Origin of the sequence: Vibrio coralliirubri, from assembly GCF_024347375.1 — a bacterium.
In the GTDB taxonomy this organism is placed as follows: Bacteria; Pseudomonadota; Gammaproteobacteria; order Enterobacterales; family Vibrionaceae; genus Vibrio; species Vibrio coralliirubri.
Genome location: NZ_AP025470.1, coordinates 2,635,811 through 2,655,139 on the forward strand (window position 1 = coordinate 2,635,811; position 19,329 = coordinate 2,655,139).

At 44.8% G+C, this 19,329-nt stretch carries 16 protein-coding genes and 1 pseudogene; 7 read left to right on the plus strand and 10 right to left on the minus strand.

The window, feature by feature from the left end; all coding sequences use genetic code 11:
- The first annotated feature begins 46 nt into the window (after positions 1–46).
- The 3 genes from OCV20_RS12010 to OCV20_RS12020 all read left to right on the plus strand — a co-directional run bounded on the left by OCV20_RS12010 (position 47) and on the right by OCV20_RS12020 (position 3,594).
- Complete coding sequence (locus tag OCV20_RS12010) at positions 47–1,279, plus strand: pyridoxal phosphate-dependent aminotransferase (RefSeq protein ID WP_050621089.1); 1,233 nt, start codon at positions 47–49, stop codon at positions 1,277–1,279.
- Between the two features lie 331 nt (positions 1,280–1,610).
- Positions 1,611–2,195, plus strand: a complete 585-nt coding sequence (gene yfbR, locus OCV20_RS12015; RefSeq protein WP_017060613.1) for a 5'-deoxynucleotidase — start codon at positions 1,611–1,613, stop codon at positions 2,193–2,195.
- Positions 2,196–2,250: 55 nt separating this feature from the next.
- Positions 2,251–3,594 carry an anti-phage deoxyguanosine triphosphatase gene (locus OCV20_RS12020; protein WP_086774306.1) on the plus strand — a complete coding sequence of 448 codons (1,344 nt, stop codon included), beginning with the start codon at positions 2,251–2,253 and terminating at the stop codon, positions 3,592–3,594.
- A 26-nt stretch (positions 3,595–3,620) separates the two neighbouring features.
- On the opposite strand, the gene OCV20_RS12025 is transcribed toward OCV20_RS12020, so the two are convergent.
- On the minus strand, positions 3,621–4,220 hold the full coding sequence (locus OCV20_RS12025; protein ID WP_086774307.1) for a tRNA-uridine aminocarboxypropyltransferase: 600 nt from the start codon (positions 4,218–4,220) through the stop codon (positions 3,621–3,623).
- A gap of 9 nt (positions 4,221–4,229) precedes the next feature.
- Here OCV20_RS12025 and rrtA point away from each other — a divergent pair, with 9 nt between their 5' ends.
- Complete coding sequence (gene rrtA / locus OCV20_RS12030; RefSeq protein ID WP_086774308.1) at positions 4,230–4,778, plus strand: rhombosortase; 549 nt, start codon at positions 4,230–4,232, stop codon at positions 4,776–4,778.
- Here the strand turns inward: rrtA and OCV20_RS12035 are convergent.
- The 8 genes and pseudogenes from OCV20_RS12035 to OCV20_RS25885 form a co-directional block, all read right to left on the minus strand.
- A complete protein-coding gene (locus OCV20_RS12035; RefSeq protein ID WP_086774309.1) occupies positions 4,769–5,068 on the minus strand; it encodes a ComEA family DNA-binding protein in 300 nt (99 codons plus the stop codon). The two genes, rrtA and OCV20_RS12035, sit on opposite strands and share 10 nt — an antisense overlap.
- Before the next feature lie 225 nt (positions 5,069–5,293).
- Positions 5,294–7,159, minus strand: coding sequence for a peptidylprolyl isomerase (gene ppiD / locus OCV20_RS12040; protein WP_086774310.1), 1,866 nt, complete (start codon positions 7,157–7,159; stop codon positions 5,294–5,296).
- A gap of 218 nt (positions 7,160–7,377) precedes the next feature.
- On the minus strand, positions 7,378–7,650 hold the full coding sequence (locus tag OCV20_RS12045; RefSeq protein ID WP_004736083.1) for an HU family DNA-binding protein: 273 nt from the start codon (positions 7,648–7,650) through the stop codon (positions 7,378–7,380).
- A gap of 189 nt (positions 7,651–7,839) precedes the next feature.
- On the minus strand, positions 7,840–10,191 hold the full coding sequence (lon, locus tag OCV20_RS12050) for an endopeptidase La (RefSeq protein ID WP_019824784.1): 2,352 nt from the start codon (positions 10,189–10,191) through the stop codon (positions 7,840–7,842).
- A gap of 132 nt (positions 10,192–10,323) precedes the next feature.
- Positions 10,324–11,604, minus strand: coding sequence for an ATP-dependent protease ATP-binding subunit ClpX (gene clpX, locus OCV20_RS12055; RefSeq protein WP_009847283.1), 1,281 nt, complete (start codon positions 11,602–11,604; stop codon positions 10,324–10,326).
- A gap of 81 nt (positions 11,605–11,685) precedes the next feature.
- Complete coding sequence (gene clpP / locus OCV20_RS12060; protein WP_004736080.1) at positions 11,686–12,312, minus strand: ATP-dependent Clp endopeptidase proteolytic subunit ClpP; 627 nt, start codon at positions 12,310–12,312, stop codon at positions 11,686–11,688.
- 105 nt (positions 12,313–12,417) lie between these two features.
- The gene (gene tig / locus OCV20_RS12065) at positions 12,418–13,716 is read right to left on the minus strand and encodes a trigger factor (RefSeq protein ID WP_017106221.1); all 1,299 of its coding nucleotides are present in this window, start codon (positions 13,714–13,716) and stop codon (positions 12,418–12,420) included.
- Positions 13,717–14,010: 294 nt separating this feature from the next.
- Positions 14,011–14,193: pseudogene (locus OCV20_RS25885) on the minus strand (hypothetical protein); the annotation flags it as partial.
- Positions 14,194–14,356: 163 nt separating this feature from the next.
- Here OCV20_RS25885 and OCV20_RS12070 point away from each other — a divergent pair.
- The 3 genes from OCV20_RS12070 to OCV20_RS12080 all read left to right on the plus strand — a co-directional run bounded on the left by OCV20_RS12070 (position 14,357) and on the right by OCV20_RS12080 (position 17,893).
- A complete protein-coding gene (locus tag OCV20_RS12070) occupies positions 14,357–16,159 on the plus strand; it encodes a sensor histidine kinase (protein WP_086774311.1) in 1,803 nt (600 codons plus the stop codon).
- Between the two features lie 47 nt (positions 16,160–16,206).
- Entirely contained in the window at positions 16,207–17,553 is a 1,347-nt protein-coding gene (locus OCV20_RS12075) for a sigma-54-dependent transcriptional regulator (RefSeq protein ID WP_086774312.1), read from the plus strand.
- A gap of 157 nt (positions 17,554–17,710) precedes the next feature.
- Positions 17,711–17,893, plus strand: coding sequence for a hypothetical protein (locus tag OCV20_RS12080; protein ID WP_017064086.1), 183 nt, complete (start codon positions 17,711–17,713; stop codon positions 17,891–17,893).
- 74 nt (positions 17,894–17,967) lie between these two features.
- Here OCV20_RS12080 and OCV20_RS12085 read toward each other — a convergent pair whose 3' ends face one another.
- A complete protein-coding gene (locus OCV20_RS12085; RefSeq protein WP_017060625.1) occupies positions 17,968–19,329 on the minus strand; it encodes a TRAP transporter large permease in 1,362 nt (453 codons plus the stop codon).

Genomic DNA, 19,329 nt, shown 5'->3' on the forward strand with positions numbered 1-19,329 from the left:
TGCGGTACTTTAATAAAGTATTTAAATTAATTTCAGGAAATCGGCAATGCAAAATATCGGGATGTCGTCAAAACTCAACAGCGTATGCTACGAAATCAGGGGGCCTGTACTCAAACATGCTAAGCGCATGGAAGAAGAAGGGCATAAAATACTGAAGCTTAATATTGGTAACCCCGCCCCATTTGGTTTTGACGCCCCTGATGAAATCCTTGTTGACGTAATCCGTAACCTACCGACATCTCAAGGTTACTGCGACTCAAAAGGCATCTATTCAGCCCGCAAAGCGGTTGTTCAGCACTACCAGAAAAAAGGCCTACGTAACCTTGATGTAGAAGACGTTTACATTGGTAACGGCGCATCAGAGCTTATCGTTATGTCTATGCAAGCGCTACTGGATAATGGTGATGAAATCTTAGTTCCCGCTCCGGACTACCCACTATGGACAGCGTCTGTTGCTCTTTCTGGTGGTACACCGGTTCACTACATGTGTGATGAAGATGCTGATTGGTATCCAGATTTAGACGACATGCGCGCTAAGATCTCACCAAAGACGCGCGGCATCGTTCTTATCAACCCGAACAACCCAACAGGCGCGGTTTACAGCCGTGATTTCCTATTACAAGTGGTTGAGATTGCTCGTGAGCACGGTTTGATCATCTTCGCCGATGAAATCTACGACAAAGTACTTTACGACGGTGCGGTACACACTTCAGTGGCAACGCTTGCTGAAGATGTATTAATGGTGACGTTCAACGGCCTATCTAAAGCTTACCGTGTATGTGGTTTCCGTGGTGGTTGGATGTTCTTAACAGGCCCTAAACACCTAGCGAAAGGCTATGTAGAAGGGCTAGAAATGCTGGCCTCAATGCGTTTGTGTGCCAACGTTCCGATGCAACACGCTATCCAAACCGCACTCGGTGGCTATCAGAGTATCAATGAGCTGATTCTTCCAGGCGGTCGACTACTTGAACAACGTGACCGTGCATGGGAACTGATCAACAAGATCCCTGGCGTTTCTTGTGTGAAACCGAAAGGCGCAATGTACCTGTTCCCTAAAATCGATACCAACATGTACAACATCAAAGACGATCAGAAGTTTGTACTCGACTTCCTTAAGCAAGAGAAAGTGTTATTGGTTCAAGGTACTGGCTTCAACTGGCCGAAACCGGACCACTTCCGCATCGTGACTCTGCCGCACATCGAAGATCTAGAAATCGCAATTGGTCGTTTAGAGCGCTTCTTACAGACCTACAACCAAGACGACCTCATCGAAGGTTAATGAGCATAAAGAAAGATGGCTACAATTTGCTGTTTTAAAAGACTTTAACTTGTATTCATTCACTTCTATGCTTAAAAGGCTCCTGTTTAGGAGCCTTTTTTGTATCCGCTGTCTCGTATCCCTATGCAAACACAAGATACGAGTGGAGTATTGTTTATACCAATCACAGTAAGTAAGTGTTCAGAAATAGCGTAGGGAAAAAGCTTGAGAACAAGGCAGAATTTTTCGATAAGTAGTTATTCTACAATCAAAAATTCTAACATAGTTATCGAGTTTTTTAACAAGCTAGGATGACCAGTTATTTACTACGATTGGTACTATAAGGACGCGTATGAAACAAAGCCATTTCTTTGCCCATCTCGCACGCATGAAGCTAATTCAACGCTGGCCCCTGATGCGCTCGGTCTCAAGCGAGAACATTTCAGAACATAGCCTACAGGTTGCTTTCGTGGCACATGCTTTAGCGTTGATCAAAAACAAGAAGTTTGATGGTCAGCTTAACCCCGAACACATTGCTCTGCTTGGCATGTACCACGACACCAGTGAGGTACTGACAGGGGATTTGCCAACGCCAGTTAAATACTACAACCCGGACATTGCACAAGAATATAAGAAGATAGAAGCTGCAGCAGAACAAAGGCTGCTTTCGATGTTGCCAGAAGAGTTCCGAGACGACTTCGCCCCCTTCTTAATATCTGGTACTGCGAGTAAAGAAGAGCAAAGCATCGTCAAGCAGGCAGATACTATCTGTGCTTACTTGAAATGCTTGGAAGAGCTCAGTGCGGGCAATCATGAATACGAGCAAGCCAAGCGCCGATTGGAAGAGACACTCGAACAACGCAAAAGCCCAGAAATGGACTACTTTCTCACCACATTTGCGCCGAGCTTTGAATTATCACTAGACGAGATAAGCTAGCTGGGTATAAGTTGTTTTTAATTAGCTAAATAAAATCAATTTGATAGGTGCTATTTTGAATTCTCAACTCGAACCACCCTTTGTACTCGAACAAGAATGGCAGCATCGAAATGACGATGAACATAAAATAAGACGTGATGACCACCGCAGCCCGTATCAGCGTGACCGTGCGCGCGTGCTTCACTCTGCTGCTTTCCGTCGCTTACAAGCGAAAACCCAGATCCATGGCACCACGGTCAACGACTTTCACCGAACGCGCCTTACCCACTCTCTTGAGGCCGCTCAGCTTGGCACCGGTATCGTCGCTCAACTGAAGAAAAAGCAGCCCGAGTTTCGAGACCTATTACCCTCAGACAGTTTGATTGATTCACTGTGTTTGGCTCACGATATCGGTCATCCACCTTATGGACATGGCGGCGAAGTCGCACTCAACTACATGATGCGCGACCACGGCGGCTTTGAAGGCAACGCTCAAACGTTTCGCATTGTCACACAACTAGAACCTTACACTGAACATCATGGGATGAACCTATCTCGACGCACTTTGTTAGGTCTGATTAAGTACCCTTCTCTGCTTAGTGAGGTTCAAGCGCAATTACAGTCTGAACCCGTTAAGCATCAACGACAACTCCGAGCCAAAGATTGGATGCCAGCAAAAGGCATCTACGATCATGATGAAGAATTGTTTAACTGGGTGCTTGAACCGCTTTCAAACAGCGACCAACAGCTTCTAAAACAGAAAAGAAAAACGCATACCGAGCCACTTGAACACAATAAGACCAAATATAAGTCGCTGGATTGTTCGATTATGGAGCTGGCTGATGACATCGCGTATGGCGTGCATGATTTAGAAGATGCGATTGTGCTTGGCTCTGTGACCAAAGCTCAGTGGGTCGAATCGGCTTACCCTCAACTGAAAGAGATGGCCGACCCATGGATTTGTGAACACCTAGATTCAATTACAGAAATGCTGTTCTCTGGTGAACAGTATCGTCGAAAGGATGCGATTGGTGGGATAGTCAACGCCCTGTTGACCAGCATCTCGATTAAGCGAGTAGATGCTAACTTTGAGAATGTGCTTTTGGCTTACAATGCCGTGCTTGAACCGAGCATGGACGGCACGCTCGATAAGCTGAAACACTTTGTCAGCGAGTTCGTGATTCAAGTGCCACAGGTTCAGGTCATCGAATACAAAGGCCAACAGATCATTATGGATATGTTTGAAGCATTCAGCGCAGATCCTGAACGCTTGCTGCCACTGCCCATCAAGAAGCAATGGTTACAACATCAAGATGAGTCTCGAAAAATGCGCGTGATTGCGGATTACATCTCATCGATGACCGATGATCTTGCGCAGAAAATGCATCAGCAGCTGTTCTCGGCTCATACCGAGTTTTAACTCCTGACTCGTACCAGTGAATCGGCTTAATCTAAGTAGTTTTTCTCAAACACACCCGGCGGCATTTGATTGATTTGAAACTGAATCATTTGGTCAAATGCCGTTAGCAATGGGCTAAAGTCGCCATCACTCTCTAACAAGCTAAGCAAATGATAGCCAGCTTCAACGGTTGAAAGGCTGTTTTCACTGGGTGCTTTGCGAATTCGGTAGTTACCCTTGAGATCTTTCGGTAAATGAACCGTGTTCAGCGCATGCAAGTTACTCGATACTTGCCACATCTTGAATGCCTTTTTCCACGTACCATCCAATAAAATTACACGCAGCTTCTTATTAGGACATGTCGCAGACTCAACTAAAGCAGAATTTTCGCTTGGGTATAAAATCACATGTTGGTACTGTTCATCGGCCAGCATTGCGTTGAGTTGTTCGTTGTCTGAAAAGTCTTCACCAACAAACGTCACGCTGTTCTTTAGAGACAACGAGAGAATACGCGCCGTTCCCATCGGACGATGCTCTTCTGATGGGTGCTGAAGAATGATAAGCTCAACATTCGATTCGAGTGGTGTAACCCACTGACAAATACAAGCTTTCAAAGCCTTGCTGCATTGGGGGCAATAACGAGACATGGATTTAATGTGTACCCTGTTTTAATTTTTACTTCACTTTTATGCGTCTTATTCCAATTTGAGCCAATACAAGCTTGGGCCATTTGGGATAGCAATGCGATTGCCGAGGGGCAATGGTGGCGAATCCTAACAGGAAACTTTTCACATACCAACTACTCGCATCTTCTGATGAATCTAGCAGGCTTGTGGATCATCAGCTACCTGTTTCAACCGAGTAAAAAACAGCTTGTTGTTGCTTTGCTTGTGATTAGTTTAGTGACTGGCGTCGCTCTGTTGTTTTCAAGTATTCAGATCTATGTTGGCCTATCGGGCACTTTGCATGGGTTGTTTGGCTTATTCGCGCTCAGAGAGGCTTTAAACGGCAGGAAGTCTAGTTGGCTGTTAGTGTTCGGATTAGTCGCTAAAATCGCTTGGGAGCAGCTTATTGGTCCTTCTAGTACGACTGGCGAACTGATTAACGCTCGTGTTGCAATTGAAGCCCACCTAGCAGGAGCACTGGCTGGAGGCTTCATGGCTGTCGTTTCATTTCTAATGAATAAAAGAACGGATCAAAGCTGAATTCTTTCGCGATTCTTTTCAACCGTCGCTTCACCTATCCCTTTGACACTCACCAAATCATCAGCAGTCGTAAATGCCCCATTCTGATCTCTGTAATCGACGATCTCTTTGGCTTTCTTGTCACCCACGCCAACCAATAGTGCTGAAAGTTCTTCTGCTGTCGCGGTATTGATGTTGACCGTAATCTCAATGCCATCGTAAAGCTCAGCCTTGGTTGGGCTGTCTGCAAACACAGCAGGGCTTAAGAGCATCAGAAATGAAAGAAATAGTGTTGAATATGTCGTGCGCATAAATCGTTCCTTTGTTCAAAAAACGTAACTTATGCATTTGCCGCGCTAGATAACACAATCACCAGATAAAAATAAAGCGGGTCACCTAAGTGACCCGCTTCGTTATACATCTTATTTTCATCAGCTTGTTTGTTGGCTCACAAATCTGAATTGGAGCTTAACAATCACATGTTGATTCTCAGTAGTCAACTCTAACTTGAGCTTGCTACTGAGGGAATCAAACGCTTACTGACCTTGACCCACTACGTAGTATTCAACGTCTGCGTTTTTACGAAGTACGTTTAGTACGTTAGTCAGATCTTGTTGATTACCAACTCGCTCCAACTGTGCACCAATTTGAGTGCTGTAAGCTGGGTTGATTTCAGCAGTCACTTTAGAAAGCTCAACAACAACAATGTTACCGTCTTGGTCTTTAGATTGACCAAACACAGCTTGGCCTGCTTCTGGTTTCGCTAGAGCGAATACAGATGCCGCTAATGGCGAGTTACGGTCAATCGTCTCAAGTTCAGTGAACTCAAGGTTGTTGTCCGCTAGTACTGCTTCATTGCCTTGCTCAAGTTCGTTCACTAGAGAAACACCTAGCTCAACCGCTTGTTGCTCTGCTTGTACAGCAGACAATGCAGCGACAACTTGATCTTTCACTTCAGCTAGAGGAAGAACTGTCTCATCACGAGTCTCTTCTACACGAACAACAATTACGTGCTCAGGCGCAACTTCGATAACTTCTGAGTTTAGACCGTCTTCTTTCACTTCAGGGCTCAAGATAGCTTGCATAACTGCAGGCGTCATTAGAACTTCTGGAGCGTCAACTTGAGAGATAAAATCTGTCGTTGTGATCTTAGCGTTGATGGCTTCTGCAGAGTCATCTAGAGAATCTGGGAATTCAAACGCTACTTTTTCTAGCTCAGTTTGTTGCTCGTAGAATTGATCAACTGCGTGTTGGTCTAGAAGCTCTGTCTTAATCTCTGCCGCTACTTCAGTGTAAGGCTGAGCTTGAGACGCTTTTAGTTCGTCTAGCTTGATGATGTGGTAGCCGAAATCAGATTTAACTAGGCCAGTCGTATCACCAATATTCTCAAGAGCGAAAGCCGCGTCTTCGAATGCTGGGTCCATAACATCGCGTTCAATCCAACCTAGGTCACCGCCAACGTCTGCACTACCGAAGTCGTCAGATTTCTCTTCCGCTAGCGTAGCAAAATCAGCGCCTGCATTTAGCTCGTCTAGGATTGACTGAGCTTTCGCTTCGTCGTCGCCTTGAACTAGGATGTGGCTAACTTTACGTTGCTCTTCAGTTGAGTACTTGTCTAGGTGCTCTTGGTAGTATTTCTGTGCTTCTTCATCGCTTACTTCAAGCTGAGACTTAAGCGCTTCAGCAGAAAGCTCAATGTAAGATACCTTAGCTTGCTCTGGACGAGTGTAAGCTACTGGGTTCTCTTGGTAGTACTGTTCGATTTGTTCGTCAGTTAACTCGATGCCTTTTGCAAGGTCAGCAACAGACAGTGTCACTGTGCGAATATCACGAGTTTGTGCGATAAGCTTGCTCTGAGTATCGATTTCGCCCTGAAGAACGAATTCACTGCCTTGAAGTGCAGTCACAAGCTGGTTGCGCATTAGGTCACGACGCATGTATTCAGCGAAGCTCTCTGCGCTGAAACCTGCACGACGCAGTGCTGCTTGGTAAACTTCTTGGTCGAATTGACCAGCCGTTTGGAACTGAGGCATTTCTAGAATCATGGTACGGATTTGAGAATCACTGATTCGTAGGCCTAGAGACTCAGCTTGTTGCTCAAGCAGTACATCATTGATCATGCGATCCAGTACTGATTTACGGAAAGACTCTACGTAAGCAGGGTCTGCAAGCATTTGCGCGAAGTAATCGCCAAGTTGAGACTGCATACGGTTACGTTCGTTTTGGTAAGCCTGCTCGAACTCACCACGAGCAATTTCTGTGTTGCCAACTTTAGCTGCTGCGTTGTTACCGCCACCGGTGATGTAGCTGCCTACACCTGCGAATACGAATGACAGGATAATCAACCCAAGGATAATTTTTACCGCGATGCTATTCACGCCTTCGCGTAATCGATCCATCATAATTTAAGTGCTCTCCGGATATGAAGCATTGGCTTCAAAATAAAAATCTATTCACGCGATATTATCAGAAAAAGAAATGCGCATCAGTAGGATGCGCATAATTTAAATAAGTTCAATGTGCTTTGTACACATACTGTTTAAGAATGAAACATCATTTTTCAAACAGTAAACGCATTTTACTGCCTTCCCCTCTTAAATGGAGGTTTCAGCAGTGAAAATTAGTTACATGCGTCTTTAAGTGCTTTACCCGCTTTGAAGCCAGGTACTTTAGCTTCTGCGATTTGGATCTCTTCACCAGTTTTTGGGTTACGACCTGTACGAGCAGCACGAGTACGAACACTGAAAGTACCAAAGCCAACAAGTGCAACTTGGTCGCCTGATTGTAGCGTTGTGCCAACTGCTTCGATGAATGCGTCTAGAGCGCGGCCAGCTGAAGCTTTAGAGATGTCTGCGTTTTCTGCGATTGATTCTACTAGTTGTGTTTTATTCACTGTTTTTCCCCTATGTGTCATCTGTGACTACTTCTGATGACTGTACGTTCCATTTTGGTTTTAATTTAGCCGCAAGCCTTATTGCAAAAGGGCTGCCGCTTTGATCAATAACTTAGCGTCCAAAAAAAACGCTGACAAGCCTTTTCGGGCCTATCAGCGTAATTCTTTACTTATTTTTGCTATGCATCACTATTTTTTCACGTCAAACTCGACCCCTGACGGATCTCGTTCTAGCGCGACTTTGAGTACTTCATCAATCCACTGAACCGGGATCACCTTCAAGTCAGCGATTACGTTGTCTGGAATCTCTTCCAAATCACGCTCATTGTCTTTAGGAATCAGTACAGTTTTGATGCCGCCACGGTGTGCTGCAAGCAGTTTTTCTTTCAAGCCACCGATAGGTAAAACTTCACCACGAAGGGTAATTTCACCTGTCATACCGACCTCAGCTTTAACAGGGTTACCCGTCAAGCTAGACACTAAGGCAGTACACATTGCGATACCCGCACTCGGGCCATCTTTCGGTGTAGCACCTTCTGGTACGTGAACGTGAATATCGCGCTTTTCGTAGAAATCCGAGTTAATACCCAGTTTTTCTGCACGAGAACGAACCACGGTCATTGCCGCTTGGATCGATTCTTTCATCACATCGCCAAGTGAACCGGTTTGCGTTAGCTTACCTTTACCCGGCATTGCTTCAGTTTCGATAGTCAGTAGATCACCACCAACTTGAGTCCAAGCTAAACCAGTCACTTGACCAATACGGTTGCTTTCATCCGCTTTACCGAAGTCATGACGTTGAACGCCTAAGTACTCTTTCAGGTTATCAATGTTAACCGTTACAGACTTAAGGTCGCTGTCTAGCAAGATGTTCTTCACTGCTTTACGACAGATCTTAGAGATTTCACGCTCTAGGCTACGTACACCCGCTTCACGCGTGTAGTAACGAATGATGCCGATGATTGCAGAGTCTTCAATCTCAATCTCATGAGGCTTAAGACCGTTGCGTTGAACTTGCTTGTCCAATAGGTGGCTCTTAGCAATGTTCAGCTTTTCATCTTCTGTGTAACCAGACAGACGAATGACTTCCATACGGTCCAGTAGTGGGCCAGGAATGTCCATCGAGTTAGACGTTGCAACGAACATCACATCAGACAGATCGTAATCGACTTCTAGATAGTGATCGTTGAATGCATTGTTTTGCTCAGGGTCTAGAACTTCTAGAAGCGCTGAAGACGGGTCGCCACGCATATCAGAAGACATCTTATCGATTTCATCTAATAGGAACAGTGGGTTCTTAACGCCAACTTTAGACATCTTCTGGATTAATTTACCCGGAAGTGAACCGATGTACGTACGACGGTGACCACGAATCTCAGCTTCATCACGAACGCCACCTAGTGCCATACGTGTGTACTTACGACCCGTTGCCGCAGCAATCGAACGACCTAGCGAGGTTTTACCTACACCAGGAGGACCTACAAGACAAAGGATTGGACCTTTTAGCTTGTTGATACGATTTTGTACTGCCAAGTACTCAAGAATACGTTCTTTAACACGCTCCAAGCCGTAGTGATCTTCGTTTAAGATCTCTTCCGCTTTCGCTAAATTCTTTTTAACTTTTGAACGCTTAGCCCAAGGAACGCCAACCATCCAATCAATGTAGCTACGTACTACTGTTGCTTCAGCAGACATTGGCGACATCATTTTCAGTTTTTGCAGTTCTTGCTCAGTTTTCTCACGAGCTTCTTGAGGCATCTTAGAATCTTCGATCTTCTTCTTCAGAGTCTCGAATTCATCAGGTGCGTCGTCCATCTCGCCAAGTTCTTTCTGAATCGCTTTCATTTGCTCATTCAGGTAGTACTCACGCTGAGATTTTTCCATCTGTTTCTTAACGCGGCCACGGATGCGTTTTTCAACTTGCAGGATGTCAATTTCTGACTCCATTTGGCCCATCAAGAATTCCAGACGTTCAGTTACATCTAAGATTTCTAGAACGTGCTGCTTGTCTACCAACTTAAGTGGCATGTGCGCAGCAATCGTATCAGCAAGGCGAGCTGCCTCATCAATACCGTTCAGAGACGTTAGAACCTCTGGTGGAATCTTTTTGTTCAGCTTAATAAAGCCTTCGAATTGATTGATCGCACTGCGAACAACCACTTCTTGTTCTTTTTCGTCAAGTTCTGAGGTAACAACGTATTCGGCATCCGCTAAGAAGAATTCACTTTCTTTGAATTGGTGAATTTTTGCACGCTGCTGACCTTCAACAAGTACTTTAACCGTACCATCAGGGAGCTTTAATAACTGAAGAATAGTAGCGACTGTACCTACGTTAAATAGGTCGTCGATTGAAGGCTCATCAGTGTCCGCTTCTTTCTGCGCTACAAGTAGTACTTGTTTGTTAGCTTCCATTGCCGATTCAAGGCATGTAATCGATTTTTCACGACCGACAAACAATGGAATAACCATGTGTGGGTAAACCACTACATCACGTAGAGGTAGCACGGGGATTTCGATACGCTCGGAACGTTCCAAGTTCATATATTTCTCTCTTCCGCTTTAACTTATAAAGCAGTATATGGGGCTTAAACGACTGGATTCAATGGAAGAATAAAAAAAAGGAGGTAATTGCTTACCTCCTTTTTCAATTTGAGTGACTTGTCTAAAAAAGACCTACTCTGCAACAGCTGCTTGGTTATCTGAGTTGCTGTAAATCAACAGTGGTTCTGACTCACCATTAATTACCGACTCATCAATCACAACCTTGCTTACATCAGTTGAAGATGGCAGTTCGTACATAGTTTCTAGTAGAACACCCTCCAAGATAGAGCGCAGACCACGAGCACCTGTTTTACGGTTCATTGCTTTCTTAGCAATTGCGCGTAGGGCGTCTTCACGGAATTCTAACTCTGTATCCTCAAGCTCAAATAATGCTGCGTACTGTTTTGTCAGTGCATTCTTTGGCTCACATAGGATTTGGATTAGCGCTTCTTCATCAAGCTCTGTCAGTGTAGTTGTCACAGGTAGACGACCAATGAATTCTGGAATCAGACCATATTTCACTAGATCTTCAGGTTCTACTTGAGTGAACAATTCACCGATCGTTTTGGTTTCGTCTTTTGAACGCACTTCTGCGCCAAAGCCGATACCTGAACCTGTTTCTACACGCTGTTCAATCACTTTATCTAGGCCTGCAAACGCACCACCACAGATAAATAGGATCTTAGACGTGTCCACTTGCAAGAACTCTTGCTGTGGATGCTTACGACCACCTTGAGGTGGAACTGAAGCAACTGTACCTTCAACAAGTTTTAGTAGAGCTTGCTGTACACCTTCACCAGACACGTCACGCGTGATTGATGGGTTTTCAGCTTTACGAGAAATCTTGTCGATTTCATCGATGTAAACAATGCCGCGTTCCGCTTTCGCTACGTCGTAATCACATTTCTGAAGCAACTTCTGGATGATATTTTCAACATCTTCGCCCACGTAACCTGCTTCGGTTAGTGTTGTTGCGTCTGCCATTGTGAAAGGAACGTCTAGGAAACGAGCCAATGTTTCAGCCAGTAGTGTTTTACCACTACCAGTAGGACCGATAAGAAGAATGTTACTCTTACCTAGCTCTACGCCTTCAGCTGTCGTGTCACCATTACGTAAACGCTTGTAGTGGTTATAAACTGCAACTGCTAGCACTTTCTTCGCGTATTCTTGACCGATTACATAGTCGTCAAGATGCTCACGAATCTCACGCGGCGTTGGCAGCGATTCCGATTCTTTCTTAGGAAGAACATCTTTAATTTCTTCACGAATAATGTCGTTACAAAGATCGACACATTCATCACAAATGTAAACAGAAGGACCTGCGATTAACTTGCGAACTTCGTGTTGGCTTTTGCCACAGAAAGAGCAGTAAAGCAGTTTACCGCTACCACCCTCTTTGCTTTTATCTGTCATTCGCTAACCTCTTAGCCTTAACTCTCTATGCTTGAGTGTATATCAATTTGAATCACTTTGCGTTAAACAATTGCCCTGCAATTATTGACCGCGGTGATTAAGAACTGAATCCACTAAGCCGTATTCTACTGCTTGATCAGCAGACATGAAGTTATCACGATCTGTATCGCGCTCAACAACTTCTAAAGGCTGACCAGTGTGCTCTGCCAATAGTTTGTTTAGCTTTTGTTTGATCGTTAGGATCTCTTGCGCGTGAATTTGAATATCAGACGCTTGGCCTTGGAAGCCGCCAAGTGGCTGGTGAATCATTACACGTGAGTTTGGAAGCACGTGACGCTTACCAGGAGTACCACCCGCTAGTAAGAATGCACCCATAGAGCAAGCTTGACCCATACATACTGTGCTCACGTTTGGCTTGATGAACTGCATTGTGTCGTAGATAGACATGCCTGCTGTTACGCTACCGCCAGGTGAGTTGATGTAAAGATAGATATCTTTGTCTGGGTTTTCTGATTCCAAGAAAAGCAGTTGAGCCACGACAAGATTTGCCATGTGGTCTTCCACTTGACCTGTTAAGAAAATGATACGTTCTTTTAATAGACGAGAATAAATATCGTAAGAACGTTCACCACGGGAAGTCTGTTCAACCACCATAGGAACTAGTGCGTCCATAATCGATGGCATTGTGTTTTTTTCTTGGTAGCTCATATTCTTATGTCCCTAAAATAAATGGCCCGAATGATTAAATCATACGGACCATTGTTAGCAGAATTGTTGACCGTACGTCAACCTTCTACGTCAGATATTACTATATTAAGCAGGTTGCTGATTCATTAGCTCGTTGAAGCTAACTTCTTTATCAGAAACTTGAGCTTTAGCGATGATTGCATCAATAGCTTGCTCTTCTAGAGCAACATTGCGCATGTTGTTCATCATTTGCTCGTTTTGCTCGTAGTAAGCAATAACTTCTGTTGGATCCTCGTATGCTGTAGCCATCTCTTCGATGATAGCTTTAACTTTCTCGTCGTCAGCTTTTAGCTCTTCAGTCTTGATTACTTCACCAAGAAGAAGACCTACAACTACGCGACGTTTAGCTTGCTCTTCGAACAGCTCACGTGGAAGTTGGTCAGCAGCTTCAGTGTTGCCACCGAAACGTTGAGCAGCTTGTTGACGTAGAACACCGATTTCTTGATCGATAAGAGCAGAAGGTACGTCGATGTTGTTTTCGTTAACTAGACCGTCGATAGCTTGCTCTTTGATGCGGTTCTTAACAGCTTGCTTAAGCTCACGCTCCATGTTCTTACGAACTTCAGCTTTAAGACCTTCAACGCCGTCAGCAGCGCCGAACTTAGAAACGAATTCTTCGTTTAGTTCTGGAAGTTCACGAGCTTCAACTTTGTTCAGCTTGATAGAGAACTTAGCAGCTTTACCTTTTAGGTTTTCAGCGTGGTAATCTTCTGGGAAGTTTACGTCGATTTCGAATTCCATACCTGCTGTTTTACCAACGATACCGTCTTCGAAGCCAGGGATCATGCGACCAGCGCCCATCTCTAGTGGGAAGTTCTCAGCTTTGCCGCCTTCGAACTCTTCACCGTCGATAGAACCAACGAAGTCGATAGTTGCACGAGAACCAGCGTCAGCAGCAGCTTCAACTTCAGTCCAAGTTGCTTGTTGCTTACGTAGAGTTTCGATCATCTCTTCAACGTCAGCTTCTTTAACTTCTACTGCTGGTTTCTCAACAGTGATGTTTTCTAGACCTTTCAGCTCAACTTCTGGGTAAACTTCAAAAGTTGCGTTGAATACTAGGTCAGCGCCTTCGTTGTTTTCAACTGGTGCGAAAGTAGGTGCGCCAGCTGGGTTGATTTTCTCTTTAACGATCGCTTCGATGAAGTGACGTTGCATTACTTCGCCCATCACGTCTTGACGTACTGCTTTGCCGTACATTTTAGCAACCATCTTCATTGGCACTTTGCCTTTACGGAAACCATCGAAACGACGGTTTTTCGCGATGTTGCGTAGTTCAGCTGTAACTGCATCTTCGATGTTAGCAGCAGGAACAGTAATATTAAGACGGCGCTCTAGGCCTTCTAGCGTTTCAACAGTAACTTGCATTATATAAACCTCAAAACTGGCTCAGTAATCTGAGCATATGAGCCGTAACTTAGCTTTAATTCAAAAGCAGACGTTGTTGGCTGCATCCTTGTGTAGTGCTCTATCCGAACACCTAATTTAAAATCGAGCATTGATGTCTGAATTGATTATTCAACCAAACACCAGACTAATCAGCGATATCTTCGTTCTTCACACGTCGATTAAAACGCAATAAAGCTTGTTTTCAGAAACAAGAAAGGTATCTCCGATTAGCCTCAGGACAGAAATTTTAGACGCGACATTCTAGCGATCTGTTTAATCTCTGTCGAGCCGTTCACCTCTGCATGATGATGAATGCTCTAAATTCGTCCAACTAAGTGATACAAAAACGATCAAATCATCACTTAGCACAACAGAAATGGGGACAATAGCGACTTTTTCAAGGGAATCGAGGGCTTTTTTTGCTAAAAACCTTAAAAAGAGATCTTGCTCTTGTTTTACCCCTCAGAGTCGATAACTTTTTCAACAATCCCCGTTACAAACCCTTAACCTACACCCATCTGTTCACTCTCTGCTTTAAGCAAAAACTACCGCTATTTACTACCATAAACGAGAGAAGACAGGCTTGATTGTTTACCAAAGAAATTAGCGGAGAGCCTTCATGTTTCAAGCTTTTAGAATCCCAATACTGTTAATGGTCACATACAGTTTACTGATGGTGTTTGGCGGTCATTGGGTGTGGAGCACAAGCCATGAAAGTTTGTTAAATGATCACCAATCTAAGCTAGACCGCTTTTCGGTTCACATTTCAAGTCAATTGGACAAGTTCGCGCACATACCCGAGCTACTTTCAAAAGACAAAGAGCTGGTCGATGCCCTGCACTCTCCAAGTAACTCTGCGCAAATCGAGCTCACTAATCGTTATCTAGAGCACGTAAACTCGGTGATTCAAGCATCCGACACCTACCTACTAGACAGTATCGGCACCACCATTGCAGCCAGTAACTGGAATCAACCGCATTCTTTTATTCGTCGTAATTTTGCTTTCCGTCCTTACTTTCAAGAAGCGATTATTGGCAATGAAAATCAATATTTTGCGCTAGGTTCAACCTCAGGAAAGCGAGGCTATTATTATTCTTACCCCGTCTCCTATGCCGCCGAGATTATTGGCGTCATTGTCGTAAAGATGGATTTATCGCTAATTGAAGCAAGTTGGAAAGGCAAACAGAGTTTTTTTGTTGCTGACGATAAAGACCAGATCGTATTTATGTCGAGTAACCCTGAATGGCTTTTCAAAAGCCTTCAGCCGCTAAGCGAAGCACAACACACTCGAATTCAAGAAAGCAGGCAGTATCTCGATACAAAAATAGAAAGCCTGCACTTCTCTGGTGATTTAGACGGTGCCACCAGTCTTATTGAGTCGCCACACAAACTCGTCCAAGAGCAGTTCTTTAGCTCTTCTCGCTTCCTAGCCGAGCCAAAACTCACCATACGGGTATTTTCTCCAACCCACTTAGTTTGGTGGGACTTGGTTGCTTACCTTGTGGTTCTGAGCCTTATCTTTGCGATCATTTATCTAACGATGCAGCTAAACCACCATCGACAACAAAGACGCGCTCAGATAGACAGGCTGCAATCCGAAGCTAAACAAAAGCTTGAGTTTCAAGTGCTTGAGCGTACATCGGAGTTGCATGTTGAGATCAAACACCGTATCGAAACCGAGCATGTGCTAAGGCAAACTCAAGACGAGCTCATCCAAGCCGCTAAACTGGCGGTGCTAGGGCAGATGTCAGCGAGCATCAGTCACGAGTTAAACAACCCGCTTGCCGCGATTCGCAGTTATGCCGACAACGGCCGACTGTTTCTTGCCAAAGAAAAAACCGATCGTGTCGATGACAATCTATCTCGAATCTCAGCACTCACTGATCGTATGGCGAAAATCAGCCACCAGCTTCGCTCTTTCGCCAAGAAATCCACTGCAGAAGAGCTACACACCTTACAAATACTCCCAGTTTTACATTCATCGAAAGAGCTGATGAAGCCACAACTCAAGAGCGAGCGAGTTAAGGTCAACGAACTCCCTGAAACCTTTGATGCTTGCGTGCTCGCCAACGCCATTCAACTAGAACAGGTGATCATTAACCTGCTGACCAACGCGATTCAGGCGATGGAACAACAAGACGACAAACAATTAGCTATTCTGTTAGAGATTAGAGAGTCCGACCATCAACAAGCCAATACCTTACTGATTCATGTCGATGATAACGGCCCCGGCTTCACCTCCCCTTCGAACGGGAACTTTTTCGAACCCTTCCATACCACCAAGAAAAACGGACTTGGACTTGGGCTATCGATTTCTCAACAAATAATCAGCGGAATAAATGGCAAGCTCGTTACCGGTAGCAGCCCTCAAGGTGGTGCTCGATTCAGCATAGAGTTACCCCTTGTTGAACAAGAACAGTAAGCAAAAACTCAGCAATAACCAGAATAAAAAGAAATAAAGGAATCACTATGTGTCACGTCTATTTCATTGATGATGAATCCGACCTAAGAATGGCGATTGAACAGAGCTTCGAGCTCGCCGACATTGATGCCGAATTCTTTCCCGATGCGGAGTCTGCTCTGCTCGCGATTCAAGAAAACGGTTTACCTCACGTGATCATCACTGATATCTGTCTACCGGGTCTATCCGGGCATGATCTGCTCAACACCGTGATGCACAAAAACAAAGAGATCCCCGTAATTATGATTACTGGTCACGGCGATATTTCAATGGCAGTTCAAGCAATCCAATACGGCGCCTATGACTTCATTGAAAAACCTTTCGCTAATGAACGCCTAATCGAAACCACCAAGCGAGCGCTCGAAAAACGTCAGCTCACCCTTGAGAACCTTGAGTTAAAACGTTCACTCAAGGCCAGCCAAGCGCTTGGCCCAAGGATCATTGGTGACACGCAATCAATGACGGAGCTGCGGTCTATCATCACTCACGTTGCCGATACCAATGCCGACATATTGTTATTTGGCGAAACAGGTACAGGCAAAGAATTAGTTGCACGCTCTCTGCATGAACAAAGCAGCAGGCGAGAACAAAACTTCGTCGCGGTCAACTGTGGAGCGGTTCCTGAAAACCTAATTGAGAGTGAGCTGTATGGCCATGAAAAAGGTGCGTTCACTGGCGCAGAAAGCAAACGAGTGGGTAAATTTGAATTTGCTCAAGGCGGAACCCTATTCTTAGATGAGATAGAATCCATGCCGATGCAGGCACAAATTCGCCTGTTGCGCGTCTTGCAAGAGCGTGTCATCGAAAGGGTTGGGTCTAATGGCTTAGTCCCTCTCGATATTCGAGTGATTGCGGCAACTAAAGTCGACCTAAAGAAAGCCGCTGAAGAAGGTACTTTCCGCCAAGATCTCTATTATCGACTCAATGTTGTGACCCTAGATTTACCGCCGTTAAGAAGCCGACAAGAAGATATCCCAGCACTCTTCCACCACTTCTTACTGGTCGCTGCGGCGCGTTATGGCAAGACAGCCCCTGCCCTTCCACAAAAGGAGCTGCACGCACTTTTGGCTCATGATTGGCCGGGAAATGTTCGAGAATTACGTAACAGCGCTGAACGCTTCATCTTACTCGGGAAATTAGCTCAACTGGGTGATGGTGCGAACTCAGAGATCCACTCTGACGCTAGCATTAGCCTATCGGACCAAGTGGCAGAGTTCGAAAAAGCGGTGATCGAACGCGCGTTGATTGAGAATGAAGGGAGTATAAAATTAACTATGTCTCAATTAAATGTCCCAAGAAAAACGCTTTACGACAAAATGCAGCGTTATCAAATCGATAAAGATAATTTTAAGTAAAACAATAGATTTCGAAGTGAATAATTAAATTGTGAGATAAAAGAACCAACCACGAAACAAAACGCAAAGCGTAGCTTAATCTGAATGTATATCGAAACTGGCAGAGATAAGGTTCATCTTCCATAATTCATATGTCGACTTTAAGGATAAGTTGCATATGAATGAAAAAACGACCATTCCTGTCATTGTAGATACAGTGCTGATTGATGACCATTATGAAGTAGAAAGAAGGTCTGGGCGCGAGCGAAGAAAGAAAAAAGTACGCTGGAAAGGCTATGACAGGCGTTTAAGCGGCACAATAAGGCGCGGGAAAAATAAAGCGATAGATGAAAAGGTGTAACTCTTCATCTATCGCCGTTATTTACATTGATAATAAAACCGTTCGTTACACTAGCCGTGTAACTAAACCGCCCACTACTTGGTTATGATTTCCGGTCCCATCAATGTGGTCGGTAACCATGTAGATACCCATGGCACGTAAGTCACGATAATCAGGAATAAGAACATCACGCCCACCCACGGCAGTGCAGCTTTCACTACGTTCATCATCGACATCTTGGCGACCCCGGCAGTCACAAACAAATTGAGCCCGACAGGCGGCGTTATCATCCCTATCTCCATGTTCACTACCATCATGATACCTAGGTGAATTGGATCGATACCGAGTGCAATGGCGATTGGGAATACCAATGGCGCAACGATGATCAGCAAGCCTGATGGCTCCATGAACTGACCACCAATCAAGAGTAAAACGTTCACTACAATCAAGAAGGTGATCGGCCCTAAGCCCGCAGATAGCATAGACTCGGTGATCATTTGAGGAATGCGTTCTTCGGTCAGTACATGCTTAAGAATCAGAGCGTTGGCAATGATAAACAGCAGCATAATCGTCAGCTTACCTGCATCGTAAAGCGTGTCTTTGGTGTCTTTATGGAAGAAAGTTTGGAACACTTTTACCAAAGCAGGCTTTGTATTGTTCTTGTCCGCAAACGGCCCCATATCTTTATAGATAAAGTTGGCGATAAAGAAGGCATACACCGCAGCCACTGCCGCCGCTTCTGTCGGAGTAAAGATGCCACCGTAGATACCACCTAAAATGATAACAATCAGCAACAAGCCCCAGCTCGCATCCTTCGCAGCTGCGAACATCTCGCCCCAACCCACGAATGGCTGTGCCGGAATCTTCTTAATACGTGCTGCAATGTAGATAGCAATCATCAACATCACACCCGCCAACAGGCCAGGAATAACGCCACCAAGGAACATACGACCTACTGACACATCGGTCGCCGCCGCGTATACCACCATCACGATTGACGGTGGAATCAAGATCCCCAACGTACCTGCGTTACAGATAACCCCTGCCGCGAACTCTTTTGAGTAACCGTTTTTGATCATACCTGCGATAACGATACTACCGATCGCCACTACCGTTGCAGGAGATGAACCAGAAAGGGCTGCGAACATCATACATGCCACAACCGACGCCATCGCCAAGCCGCCGCGGAACCAACCCACCATCGCGATAGCAAAACGGATAATACGTTTCGCCACGCCACCAGTAGACATGAAGCTAGAGGCCAAGATAAAGAAAGGAATCGCTAAGAGTGTGTAGTGGCCTGCAAATGCATTAAACAGCGTTTGTGCGACTGAAGCTAATGACGCATCTGAATGCATCAATAAGAATATTACGCTCGATAAACCGAGGGAAATTGCAATTGGCACACCGACCAACATGAAAGCAATTACCATTAAAAATAGAAATAACATTGCCAT

What these genes read in the sequence shown, in the direction of transcription:
- OCV20_RS12080 (WP_017064086.1), top strand. Translation starts at nt 17,711, where the DNA reads ATGAATGAAAAAACGACCATTCCTGTCATTGTAGATACAGTGCTGATT.
- OCV20_RS12075 (WP_086774312.1), top strand. Translation starts at nt 16,207, where the DNA reads ATGTGTCACGTCTATTTCATTGATGATGAATCCGACCTAAGAATGGCG.
- tig (WP_017106221.1), bottom strand. Translation starts at nt 13,716, where the DNA reads ATGCAAGTTACTGTTGAAACGCTAGAAGGCCTAGAGCGCCGTCTTAAT.
- clpP (WP_004736080.1), bottom strand. Translation starts at nt 12,312, where the DNA reads ATGAGCTACCAAGAAAAAAACACAATGCCATCGATTATGGACGCACTA.
- OCV20_RS12025 (WP_086774307.1), bottom strand. Translation starts at nt 4,220, where the DNA reads ATGTCTCGTTATTGCCCCCAATGCAGCAAGGCTTTGAAAGCTTGTATT.
- clpX (WP_009847283.1), bottom strand. Translation starts at nt 11,604, where the DNA reads ATGACAGATAAAAGCAAAGAGGGTGGTAGCGGTAAACTGCTTTACTGC.
- OCV20_RS12070 (WP_086774311.1), top strand. Translation starts at nt 14,357, where the DNA reads ATGTTTCAAGCTTTTAGAATCCCAATACTGTTAATGGTCACATACAGT.
- lon (WP_019824784.1), bottom strand. Translation starts at nt 10,191, where the DNA reads ATGAACTTGGAACGTTCCGAGCGTATCGAAATCCCCGTGCTACCTCTA.
- OCV20_RS12035 (WP_086774309.1), bottom strand. Translation starts at nt 5,068, where the DNA reads ATGCGCACGACATATTCAACACTATTTCTTTCATTTCTGATGCTCTTA.
- OCV20_RS12085 (WP_017060625.1), bottom strand. Translation starts at nt 19,329, where the DNA reads ATGGCAATGTTATTTCTATTTTTAATGGTAATTGCTTTCATGTTGGTC.
- ppiD (WP_086774310.1), bottom strand. Translation starts at nt 7,159, where the DNA reads ATGATGGATCGATTACGCGAAGGCGTGAATAGCATCGCGGTAAAAATT.
- yfbR (WP_017060613.1), top strand. Translation starts at nt 1,611, where the DNA reads ATGAAACAAAGCCATTTCTTTGCCCATCTCGCACGCATGAAGCTAATT.
- OCV20_RS12010 (WP_050621089.1), top strand. Translation starts at nt 47, where the DNA reads ATGCAAAATATCGGGATGTCGTCAAAACTCAACAGCGTATGCTACGAA.